Annotated in this window: 10 protein-coding genes; 5 read left to right on the top strand and 5 right to left on the bottom strand. The window is 69.9% G+C overall.

Annotated features, from left to right (window positions below; all coding sequences use genetic code 11):
- On the top strand, window positions 1-1,278 hold the full coding sequence (locus C8E96_RS22375) for a glycosyltransferase family 87 protein (RefSeq protein ID WP_228770207.1): 1,278 nt from the start codon (window positions 1-3) through the stop codon (window positions 1,276-1,278).
- Window positions 1,279-1,310: 32 nt separating this feature from the next.
- Here C8E96_RS22375 and C8E96_RS22370 read toward each other — a convergent pair whose 3' ends face one another.
- Complete coding sequence (locus tag C8E96_RS22370) at window positions 1,311-1,520, bottom strand: helix-turn-helix domain-containing protein (RefSeq protein ID WP_091382460.1); 210 nt, start codon at window positions 1,518-1,520, stop codon at window positions 1,311-1,313.
- Between the two features lie 186 nt (window positions 1,521-1,706).
- A complete protein-coding gene (locus C8E96_RS22365) occupies window positions 1,707-3,335 on the bottom strand; it encodes an ABC-F family ATP-binding cassette domain-containing protein (RefSeq protein ID WP_091382463.1) in 1,629 nt (542 codons plus the stop codon).
- 176 nt (window positions 3,336-3,511) lie between these two features.
- Here C8E96_RS22365 and C8E96_RS22360 point away from each other — a divergent pair, with 176 nt between their 5' ends.
- Window positions 3,512-4,282, top strand: coding sequence for an SDR family oxidoreductase (locus tag C8E96_RS22360; RefSeq protein WP_091382464.1), 771 nt, complete (start codon window positions 3,512-3,514; stop codon window positions 4,280-4,282).
- Between the two features lie 65 nt (window positions 4,283-4,347).
- Complete coding sequence (locus C8E96_RS22355) at window positions 4,348-4,866, top strand: DinB family protein (RefSeq protein ID WP_091382466.1); 519 nt, start codon at window positions 4,348-4,350, stop codon at window positions 4,864-4,866.
- A gap of 1,415 nt (window positions 4,867-6,281) precedes the next feature.
- Here the strand turns inward: C8E96_RS22355 and C8E96_RS22350 are convergent.
- The 3 genes from C8E96_RS22350 to C8E96_RS22340 form a co-directional block, all read right to left on the bottom strand.
- The gene (locus tag C8E96_RS22350) at window positions 6,282-6,953 is read right to left on the bottom strand and encodes an acVLRF1 family peptidyl-tRNA hydrolase (protein WP_091383888.1); all 672 of its coding nucleotides are present in this window, start codon (window positions 6,951-6,953) and stop codon (window positions 6,282-6,284) included.
- A 4-nt stretch (window positions 6,954-6,957) separates the two neighbouring features.
- Window positions 6,958-8,514: a deoxyguanosinetriphosphate triphosphohydrolase family protein gene (locus C8E96_RS22345; RefSeq protein WP_091383886.1), complete on the bottom strand. Its 1,557-nt coding sequence runs from the start codon at window positions 8,512-8,514 to the stop codon at window positions 6,958-6,960.
- Window positions 8,515-8,670: 156 nt separating this feature from the next.
- Window positions 8,671-9,237: a helix-turn-helix domain-containing protein gene (locus tag C8E96_RS22340; protein ID WP_091383884.1), complete on the bottom strand. Its 567-nt coding sequence runs from the start codon at window positions 9,235-9,237 to the stop codon at window positions 8,671-8,673.
- A gap of 77 nt (window positions 9,238-9,314) precedes the next feature.
- Between C8E96_RS22340 and C8E96_RS22335 the strand changes: the two genes are divergently transcribed.
- Window positions 9,315-10,205: an NAD(P)/FAD-dependent oxidoreductase gene (locus C8E96_RS22335; RefSeq protein ID WP_091383881.1), complete on the top strand. Its 891-nt coding sequence runs from the start codon at window positions 9,315-9,317 to the stop codon at window positions 10,203-10,205.
- Window positions 10,202-11,032, top strand: a complete 831-nt coding sequence (locus tag C8E96_RS22330; protein WP_091383879.1) for a class I SAM-dependent methyltransferase — start codon at window positions 10,202-10,204, stop codon at window positions 11,030-11,032. The genes C8E96_RS22335 and C8E96_RS22330 overlap by 4 nt, the downstream gene beginning before the upstream one ends.
- Window positions 11,033-11,120 lie beyond the last annotated feature (88 nt).

Below are 11,120 nucleotides of genomic sequence, written 5' to 3'. Positions count from 1 at the left end.
GTGCGTGCTGCGCTGCGGCTCGACCTGCTGATCTACGCAGGCTGCGCCGTCGCCGCAGGGGTCACCGCGGTCGCGTCGGAGTTCTATGGGTATCGCGTCTGGGGCAATTTCGCGACAGGCGGCTACCTGGCCGCCGCGGCGCTCACGCTGCTGCTGCCGACCCGCCGCAAGCTCCCGGTCGTCGTCGCGGCCATAGGCGCGATCCTGCTGCCGCTGCTGTTCCTCGTGTTCAAGCGCGCGCCGTCGTTCACCTGGGGGCCGTGGCCGTGGTCGTTCCCGGCGCAGCCCGAGGTGTGGGTGGTCGAACGCGCCGCGCGGAACCTCTTCGCGCACGGCACGCCGTACACGGACCTGGCCACGCTGGGCCGGGCCGCGCACCCCGACGACTACACGCCCTACGGTCCCGCGATGTCGCTGTTCGGCATGCCGCGGGCGTTGTTCGGCGACCACCCGCTGACCGACGCGCGGGTGATGTTCCTGCTGGGCAGCGCCGCGGCCCTATGGGGCGCGTGGCGGGTGCTGCACCGCCCGCCCATCCCCGTGCGGGCCATGCATCTGGTGGCGAACCCGCTCACCGCGCTGACGCTTTGCGTCGCGGGCGACGACGTGGCGGTGATCGCGCTGATCGTGCTCGCGGGCGCGCTCGCCTACCGCGTGCGCCCGGTGTGGAGCGGCGCCGTGTGCGCGGTGATGGTCGCCATGAAGTTGACCGCCCTGCCCGCCACCGCCGTGATCGGCATCGGCGTGCTCGCCGTGTGCGGCGGTCGGGCACTGGCCCGGTTCCTCGGCACGCTGGCGGGTGTGGGCGTGTTGATCACCGTGCCCGTCCTGGCCGCCGACCCGGCGTCCTTCGTCGAGCACGTGGTCAAGTTCCCGATCGGCCTTGGGCAGGCGTCGTCACCGGCGTCCAGCCCGCTGCCCGGCCACCTGATCGCCGGACTCGGCCCGATCGGCCACACGGTGGCCCTCGTCCTGTTGGGACTGGCCGCCGTGCTGATCACGGGCTGGCTGGTGGCGCGTCCGCCGCTGTCGATGGCGGACGCGATGACGCGCGTCGCGGTGGGGCTCGGTGCGGCGATCGTGTTGGCACCCGCCACGAGGTGGGGTTACCTGGTGTACCCCGTGGTCTTGCTGGGTGCCGCGCTCGCCTTCGCCCGTCCGGCCGACCCGGGCCTGGAGTCCACCGGGGATACCGCGGACACCGGGCCCGACGTCGAGGCCGGTCTGTCGACCGGTCCCGGTGTCGGCACAACACCGCAACCATCCAGCCTCGGATAAACAGTCTCAGCCGGACGGACGCGCGGCGCTCGCTACTTCTTCTTCGTTCGCGTCGCTCCGCCGCGCCCGCGGAGGGTCACGCCGGACTCCGAGAGGACTCGGTGCACGAATCCATAGGAACGTCCGGTGCTTTCCGCGAGCGCTCGGATGCTGGCGCCCTTCTCGTACTTCTTCTTCAAGTCTCCGGCAAGTTTGTCGCGCGTGGCACCAGTGATCCGCGCGCCTTTCTTGAGGTCAGCCACGTTGTCCGCCTTCCGTCGCGAGTGGTCGGGGCCTTGAAGACCCCTACCGCCGCAATGATCGAACACTGAAGCGCGGATTGCCAGACGAGATGACAAAAAGGTGTGCGACAGCGCTGATCACTGCAGATACCCGCTTCGGGACACAGGGTGATCTTCGAATACAAGATCCCTGCGTAATGCCATATTTCAGGCGAGCTGAACGAGTTCGAGATAGTCCGGAGACCAGTGATCCTCGGTCCCGTCAGGGAGAAGGATCACCCTCTCGGGTTCCAACGCCTCGACCGCTCCGGGGTCGTGGGTGACCAGGACGACGGCGCCGGAGTACCGCCGCAGGGCGTCGAGGACCTGTTCGCGGCTGGCCGGGTCGAGGTTGTTGGTGGGCTCGTCGAGCAGCAGCACGTTCGCCCGGCTGGAGACCAGACCGGCCAGCGCGAGGCGTGTCTTCTCACCGCCGGAGAGCGTCCCGGCGGGCTGGTCGAGCTGTTCGCCGCTGAACAGGAACGTGCCGAGCAGTGACCGGAGCTGCTGTTCCTGGGTGTCGGGTGCGGCGTGGCGGATGTTGGACCACACGCTGGCGTCGTGGTCGAGCGTCTCGTGTTCCTGGGCGTAGTAGCCCAGGCGCATGCCATGGCCCGCGATGACGCCGCCGGAATCGGCCTTCTCCATGCCGCCGAGCAGGCGCAGCAGGGTGGTCTTGCCCGCGCCGTTGAGGCCGAGCACGACGACGCGTGATCCCTTGTCGATGGCGAGGTCGACGCCGGTGAAGATCTCGAGCGAACCGTAGGACTTGCTCAGCCCCTCGGCCATCAGCGGCGTCTTGCCGCAGGGGGCAGGCTCCGGGAAGCGGATCTTGGCGACCTTGTCGCCCTGGCGGACCTCGTCGAGGCCCGCGACGAGCTTCTCGGCGCGCTTCATCATGTTCTGCGCGGCGACGGCCTTGGTGGCCTTGGCGCGCATCTTGTCGGCCTGCGCCATGAGGGCGCCCGCCTTCTTCTCGGCGTTGGCCCGCTCACGCCTGCGGCGCTTCTCGTCGGCGGCGCGCGCGTCGAGGTAGCGCTGCCAACCCATGTTGTAGAGGTCGACCTCGCCGCGCACGGCGTCGAGGAACCAGACCTTGTTGACCACGTCGGCGAGCAGGTCGACGTCGTGGCTGATGACCACGAGGCCACCGCTGTGGCCCTTGAGGAACCCGCGCAGCCACGCGATCGAGTCGGCGTCGAGGTGGTTGGTGGGCTCGTCGATCAGCAGGATCGTGCCGGAGCCACCGCCCGCGCCGGACTCGGACGCGGCGAACAGGATGCGGGCCAGCTCGACCCGGCGGCGCTGGCCACCGGAGAGCGTGGACAGGGGCTGGGCCAGCACACGGTCGGCCAGGCCCAGGTTGGAGCAGATCCGGGCGGCCTCGCTCTCGGCGGCGTACCCGCCGAGGCTGGAGAAGCGCTCCTCGAGCCTGCCGTACTTGCGGACCGCGGCGTCGCGCTTGCCCTCGTCGACCAGTTCGGCCATCGAGGTCTGCGCCTTCTCCATCTCACGCAGCAGCTCGTCGAGCCCGCGGGCGGAGAGAACGCGGTCGCGGGCGATGACCGACAGGTCGCCTTCGCGGGGGTCCTGGGGAAGGTAGCCGATCTCGCCGGTGCGCCGGACGTCGCCGCCGTAGGGCTCGCCTTCGCCGGCGAGGACACGCAGCGTGGTGGTCTTGCCCGCTCCGTTGCGGCCGACCAGGCCGATCCGGTCGCCCGGCTGGATGCGCAGGGTGGCGTCGGAGAGCAGGATGCGCGAACCCGCGCGCAGTTCCAAGTCAGTAGCGGTGATCACGTCAAAGCTCCATCGATCGCATTGGTTTCGTGGCAGGGGTCATCCGCCCATCCGCCGCGGCGGACGAGCCCTCCCGCACATCAGTCGATGAAGAGCACGGGTCCAGTCTACGAGACGACGTCGACCGGTTTCCGGCCGCACTCGAACCTAAGCGCTCGCTTAGCTATCGTGCAGCCATGACTGACGGTGAATTCGCGGGTAAGACCGCCCTGGTGACCGGGGCCAGCCGAGGCATCGGACTGGCCATCGCCATCGAACTCGCCCGCGGCGGCGCCGCCGTGGCGATCTCGGCCCGCAAGCAGGAGGCACTCGACGCCGCCGCTGAGGAGATCCGCGCGACGGTCCCCGGGGCTTCAGTGCTGGCGGTCGCGGCCAACACGAGTTCGGCTGACGACCGGGCGGCGGTGGTCGCGCGGACGATCGCGGAGTTGGGCGGGCTGGACATCCTGGTCAACAACACGGGGATCAACCCGGTGTACGGGGCCCTGGTGGACGCCGACCTCGACGCCGTGCGGAAGATCTTCGACACCAACGTGGTGGGCGCGCTGGGGTTCATCCAGCTCGCGGTGAAGTCCTGGATGGGCGAACACGGCGGTTCGGTGGTCAACATCGCGTCCGTGGCAGGCCTGCGCTCGACCGGCGTGATCGCGGCCTACGGGGCGAGCAAGGCGGCGCTGATCCGGCTGACCGAGGAACTGGCGTGGCAACTGGGCCCGAAGATCCGGGTGAACGCGGTCGCACCGGGCGTCGTGAAGACCCGCTTCGCGGAAGCGCTGTACGCCGAAGGCGAGGAGAAGACGGCCGAGGCATACCCGATGAAGCGGCTCGGGGTGCCCGACGACGTGGCCGGCCTGGTGGCGTTCCTGGCGTCGGACAGGTCGGCGTGGATCACCGGCGAAACCATCCGTGTCGACGGAGGTCTGCTGGCCACAGGGACACTCGGATAGACCGCGTTTCAGGCCCGCCGAAACACCGTCGCGGGGCTCGGCGGGCCTGAAGTAGCGTCCGCGCCATGACGATCACCCCCACCCGCCCCGCATACGACGCCGACGAACGCACCCAACTCGTCGGCTGGCTCGACATGCAGCGCGACATCATTCGATGGAAGTGCCAGGGAGTGTCCGAGGATGACGCCCACCGCCCGGTCCTTCCCGGCTCACCTTTGATGACGCTGGCAGGCATCGTGTCGCACCTGCGGTGGGTCGAGCACTGCTGGTTCCAGATCTTGCTGAACAACGAATCCCCGGCGAAAAACCCCCAGTTCGACGAAGCCCTTCCGGAAGATGCCGACATGCGGGTGGAGGGCATCCCGTTGGCACAGCTGCTGGAAGAGTACGAACGCGAATGCGAGTCGTCTAACGAAACCATGGCCGCGTTCGCTCTTGACGACATCGGAAAGAACCGCGATTACAAATCGGGGTCGGCATCACTGCGGTGGGTCCTGTTCCACATGATCGAGGAAACCGCCCGCCATGCCGGCCACATGGACGCGATTCGGGAACTCGTAGACGGCACAAAGGGCTACTTCTGAGCCAGACAGCTCTTCATCACCACACCCTGGACGAGCACCCCCTCAGGGACGGCGCTTCGCCCTGAACCTCCGAACGTGGTCACCTTCGGGGATGCCCTTGTCCCTGCACCTCCGGGCCTGATCACTTTCAGGGATGCCCTTGCCCTTGCACCTCCGGACGTGGTCACGTCCAGGGACGGCACTTCGCCCCTGCACTTCCCCCTTGCCCCTCGTCCTGGCCGCTTTTAATTCTCGATCATCGCTGTCAAGGGTCGCGCAGCGATCGCGCAGCGACGGCCGTTTACGGCCGCCCTTGACAGCGATGATCGAGAATTAAACAATCGCGCCAGAGGGGCCCACCACGTTGATCCCCGAGTTCTTGTTGGCTCCCAAGGGAAATCAGTCTCCCTCGGCCACAATTGTTTAACTCTCGATCATCGGCGTCAAGGGCGGCGCAAGCGCCGTCGCTGCGCGATCGGCAAGCCGACCCTTGACACCGATGATCGAGAGTTAAAGATGGCCAGGACGAGGGGGCAGGGGGTAGAGCAGGGATTAAAAGCATGCTCATTGCCCACTCGCCCAGTGCACCCGGCTATCCCTTCGGGTTTCCTCGTTCGGGGTGGGGCTGTGGGTGGTCGGCCTTGGTTGTTTGGATGTTGTCGGGGGATTGTGGTGGGTGGTTGGTCGCCCGATGCCCCTCAGCCTGTGGTCGTGGTGGGGGCGGGTGCGGCTGAGGTGGGGGCCGGTGGCGGAGTTGGCCGGGTTGGTGGAGTTGCCGGGTCACCTGGCGGGCGGAAATCGCCGGGGGCGCGCATGCCGCCTCGGCGTTCGCCCCTCTCTTCCCAAGGTCCGTGGTGTCCGCGTGGGCCTCGTCCTGGGCCTGGGCCCATGCGCTCTTCGCGGGCGAAGCCCGGGCCGCCTCGGCGGTCGTCTGCTTCGCCGATGAAGTAGCCGCCGATGCCGCCCGCGGCCAGCAATCCCGCGCCGACAAGTCCCGCGACCAGGAGACTCACCGTTCGCTTCGGTTTCGCGGCGGCCACCGGTGGGGCGGCGACCGGCTGACCGGCGACGGGTTCGGCTGGCAGGGCGGTCGTGGGTTGAGCGGCAGCGGCTGGATGAGCGCCGGCAGCGGATTGGGCGGCAGCAGGTTGGGCAGCTGCGGGTTGAGCGGCAGCGGAGTGACCGGCGGACGGGTCCGGGAGTGCGGCCGTGGGTTGGGCGGGAGCCTGACCGGGCTGGGCGGCAGCGGGATGAGCGGCTGGGGGCTGGTTCGGGTCCGGCAGGGGTGCCGTCGGTTGAGCGCCTGGGTCCGACGGTGTGCCTGCCGCGTCTGCTGCCTTGCCTGCGGCGCGGTCGTCCGGGTTCGGCCTGGGTGTGTCGGTCATACGTCCACTGTGCGCACCGATTCTGTGTCCTGGCTGTGTGTCAGCTGGGAGTCAGCTGTCGCGCACGACGATCTCCACTGAGAAGGCGCGTTCGGCCGCATCGTCCAACACGGTGCGGCGGGGGTCGGGGACGTCGAGGACCCTCGGTTCGGCCAATGCGAACACCGGGGCCAGCGAACGCTGTCCGCGCAAGATGTCCAGAGCGCTCTTGTCGCCGCCCAGAACTACCGCGTCCAATTCGGACACTCGGGTGCCGAGCACGTCGGCGACGTCGCGGGCGGCGGCTTCCATCGCCTGCCTGACCTGACCCTCCCGGCGGCGCGCGAAGCGGTGTTGTGACCAGCCGCCCGCGGCGTTGCGGCCGTGAACCTGTCTGCGGTCGGTGCGCGACACCGTCACCTTCCCGGCTTCGGCGACCCCGAGGCTGTGGCCGCCCAGCCGGACCAGCAGCAAGCCGACCTTGCGTGGACGTTCCAGGTGCGCGATCAGGAGGTCGACGCGCAGTCCCGCCCACTCCCCCGGTTCGGTGTCGAGCGGCGCGAAGGGGACCGCGACGGTCGCGGTGGCGCCGTCCACCGCCTCGACGACGATCGACTCCGCGGTCGCCACCGTGCGGCTGATCCCGCCGTGACGGTCGGCGAACCGGTCGTACCAGCCCGCGATCCGGTCGGCGGTGATCTCCACCGCCCGACCACCGCCGGCGACAGTTCGCGCTTTGCTCATGGGCTCAGAGTACGAAGGAGTCGGACCAGAACTGGCCGGTGCGCCCTGAGAGCGCCTCCAGGAGGTCCGCCGCCTGACCGTCGGTGAGGGACGCGACGAAGTCGATCACCGCGCGGCCCCGGGCCAGCGACAGGATGGCGGCCGGGCCCGAGGGCTGCTCGCCCGCCGCGCCGATGAGGGTCCTCGGGTGGTCGGCGGCCAGCATCAGGTACTCGCTGTGGGCGAGTTCGACCAGGTCGTGCAGCCTGCGTGGGAGTCGGTCGGCTTCGTACCGGTCGCTCATCCACTGCTCCAGCGCCTCGACCAGCGACGTCAGCAGCCGCGCCTGTCCGCGCTGGTAGAGGGCCAGATCCGGGCGCAGCAGGACGAACCGGCGGTGGACGAACTTGAGGACCTGCACCTCGTGCCACTGCTCGCGGCCCAGCAGCACGTGCCCGGACCGGGTCGGCGGGTCGGCCAGCACGTGCACGCCGCCGACGAGCCGGGCGGTCCAGCCCGACGCGAAGCGGCCGAAGGCCTGTTCGGCGGCGACCGAGCCGTCGAACGGGACCGACAGCAGGTCGTCGACCAGTTCGTCGCGCACGCGCGACACAGCCGCGGCGAAGACCTCGTCGTCGACCATCCAGGAGTCGCGCGCGTGCAGGCGGCGGCGCAGGGCCTCCAGGGACTGGCCTGGCCTGCGCTGGTGCTTGGCCAGTTCCTCGTCGTCGAAGGCGGCGAACTCGGCGCGGTCGGACTCCCACTGCCCCAGTTCCGCCGACACCGGCGCGTGCTGCAGCACGCCGATGCGGTGGAAGTCCTCAAGGTCGTGGATCGCGTAGGCGATGTCGTCGGCGTTGTCCATGACCGAGGACTCGACGGTCTGCTGCCAGGTCTCGACCCGCTTGTCGAAGGACGTGCGGCACTGGGTCAGGTCGTCGAGTTCGGTGACGTAGGCGGAAAACTTGCTCGACCCGGTCCCCGGCGCGTCCTTCGGCTCGGCGGCGCCGCGCGGCGGGTCGGCCATCTCCCGCGGGTGCGGAGACGGGTGCGTCAGGCGCGTCCACGGGTACTTGAGCGTCGCCGCACGGACGGCGGCGGTGAGGTCGAGACCGGCGGCACGCGGGCCGCGGGTGTCGGTGGTGGTGATGATCCGGAAGCTCTGCGCGTTGCCCTCGAACCCGTCGGGCAGGCCGAACCGGTGCCGGGCGAGGCGGTCGAGGACCTGCTCGCCGAGGTGGCCAAACGGCGGGTGCCCGAGATCGTGGGCGAGGGACGCCGCCTCGACCACATCCGGGTCGCAGCCACCGAGGTCCTCGAGCAGCGGCGCGAGTTCCGGGTTGGAGATCAGCCGCTCCGCGATCGCGCGCGCGATCTGGGCGACCTTGAGGCTGTGGGTGAGCCGGTTGTGCAGCAGCCCGGACCCGCTGGCGCTGACCACCTGCGTCACCCCGCCCAGCCGGGCGAAGAACGGCGAGGCGACGATCCGGTCGCGGTCCCCGCGGAACGGTGTCGCGGCTAGGTCGACCGGACCCGGCCCGGCGTCGCGACGGGACTCACGGTGACGGAGGTGATCTGGCATAGCGCCGAGGCTAGTGCTAGTCCGCCTCCCCGGAAATTTCATGGTTGGTCGCCTCGAGTCTCATAGGTGCGGTCCGGTGGGCACCGTGGTCGGCTCTCGTCCCGGTCCCCTTAGGTCCAGCTGGTGGGGGCCGGGTTTCTCAAGAGCCGCTGCGGGTTACTTGCCGCGGGGACTCGCGCGGACGTGCATGCGTTCGCCTTGCGGGCCGAACAGGCTGAGGATCTCGACCGGTTCGTCGCCGGTGCTGCCGAACCAGTGCGGCAGCCGGGTGTCGAACTCCGCGACCTCGCCCGCCTTGAGCACTATGTCGTGCTCGGCGAGGACGAGGCGCAGCTTGCCGTTGAGCACGTAGAGCCACTCGTAGCCCTCATGGGTTCGCGGGTCCGGCTCGGCGCGGCGGGGCGGGATGACCATTTTGTACGCCTGCAGACCGCCGGGCTGCTGGGTCAGCGGCACCACGGTCAACTCGCCGTGTCTGACCGGCTTGAGCCGCACCCGGGGGTCGCCGACCGGCGGCGCGCCGACCAGTTCGTCCAGCGGCACCTGGTGGGCGTGCGCGATCGGCAGCAACAGCTCCAGGCTCGGCTTGCGCTGCCCGGACTCCAACCGGGACAGGGTGCTGACCGAGATCCCGGTCTTCTCCGACAGCGCCGCCAGGGTGCAGTCGCGCTGGTGGCGGATGTGCTTGAGCCGGGGTCCGACCGCGGCCAGTACTTCTTCCATCCCTCTATTGCAGAAACAGCAACAAGGTTTGTCAAGTCGGCCCGCTGTGGCGCACTGTCGTACGCAGGAGGTGTCACATGGAGGAAGTAGTGGTCATCGGCGGGGGCGCGGGCGGGCTCAACGCGGCGCTCGTGCTGGCCAGGGCCCGCAGGCAGGTCATGGTCGTCGATTCGGGCGCCCCGCGGAATGCGCCGGCGCAGGGGGTCCACGGGTTCCTGTCGCGCGACGGGATGCCGCCCGCGGAGCTGGTCGCGGCGGGTCGGGCGGAGGTCGAGCGGTACGGCGGACGGGTGGTGCCGAGCGATGTTCGCGCCCTGCGGGTCGCGGGCGACGGCTTCGAGGTCGAACTGGCCGAGTGGACGATCCGCGCACGACGGGTGATCGTGGCGACGGGGCTACGCGACGAGCTGCCCGAGTTGCCCGGAATCCGGGAGCGGTGGGGCAAGGACGTGCTGCACTGCCCGTATTGCCACGGCTGGGAGGTGCGCGGCGAGCCGGTCGGTGTGCTCGGCACTCGACCGGAGTCGGTGCACCAGGCGCTGCTGGTGCGGCAATGGTCCGACGATGTCGTGTTCTTCGCCGGGACGCTCGACGAACCTGGTCGGGCCAAGCTGACCGCGCGCGGGGTGCGGATCGTCGACGGCCGGGTCGACGGGTTGGTCGTCGAGGACGACCGGCTGCGCGGGGTGCGGCTGGCGGACGGGTCGGTGGTGGAACGGTCAGCCCTGTTCGTAGCGCCGACGTTCGTCCCCAATGACGTGTTGCTGACCGGGCTGGGCTGCGCCCGGGTGGACGGCTGGGTCGCGGTGGACCCGAGTGGACGGACCAGCGTCGCGGGCGTGTGGGCGGTGGGCAATGTGGTCGACCCGAGGGCGCAGGTAGTGACGGCCGCCGCGGCCGGTGCGACGGCGGCGGCCGCGGTGAACCTGGACCTGATCGAGGAAGAAATGCTGGAGGGCGCGCTATGACACACCTGGACTGGGCCGCGATGGCCGACATGTTGGAACTCGAAGGCGAGACGCACAGCCCCTATGTGCGCCAGGCACTCGACGAGCTTCGCGACCTGCGACCGCGTCGGGTCCTGGACATCGGCAGCGGACCGGGCGTGGCCGCCTGCCGCATGGCGGAGGTGTTCCCGGACGCGGAGGTGACCGCGGTGGACGGATCGCCGGAACTGTTGGAACGCGCGGAGAAGCGGGCCGCCCGGCTCGGCGTGAGCCTGCGGACGCGGGTGGCTTCGTTCCCGGAGGGACTGTCCGACCTCGGGCGGGCGGATCTTGTGTGGTCCGGGCAGGTCGTGCACCACGTCGGCGACCAGCAGGACGCCCTGAACCGGCTGGCCGGACTCCTCGAACCGGGCGGCGTCCTGGCCGTCGTCGAGGGCGAACTGCCCGCACGTTCGCTGCCCCGCGACCTGGGTTTCGGCAGGCCGGGGCTGCAGGCGCGGCTGGACGCGGCCCGCGAGGAGCGGTTCAGCCAGATGCGGGCGGAGCTTCCCGGGTCGGTGGCGGTGGTCGAGGACTGGCCTTCGATGCTGCGGGCGGCGGGGCTGGTCTCGGTGCGTTCGAAGAGTTTCCTGGTGGACCACCCGGCTCCGTTGGCCGAGGGCCCGCGGGCTTCGGTCACCCGGTACCTGGGGCACCGCCGCACGATGCTCGACGGGACGCTGGACGCCGAGGACCTCGCCACCCTCGACCGCCTGCTCGACCCCACCGACCCAGCAGGCGTAGCCCTCCGCCCCGACCTCTTCCTCCTCACCGCCAAAACCGTCCACTTCGCCCACCTCCCCACCTGACCCACCCGCGAGTCGCCCCGCCAGGCAACCGAGTCGCCCCTCCAGGTCAGCGAGTTCGACATTCGCGATTCGCCAATGTCGAACTCGC

It is taken from the genome of Actinokineospora alba, from assembly GCF_004362515.1.
Taxonomy (GTDB): domain Bacteria; phylum Actinomycetota; class Actinomycetes; order Mycobacteriales; family Pseudonocardiaceae; genus Actinokineospora; species Actinokineospora alba.
The sequence above is the reverse complement of the archived record's forward strand: the minus strand, read 5'-3'. Positions and strand labels throughout refer to the sequence as shown.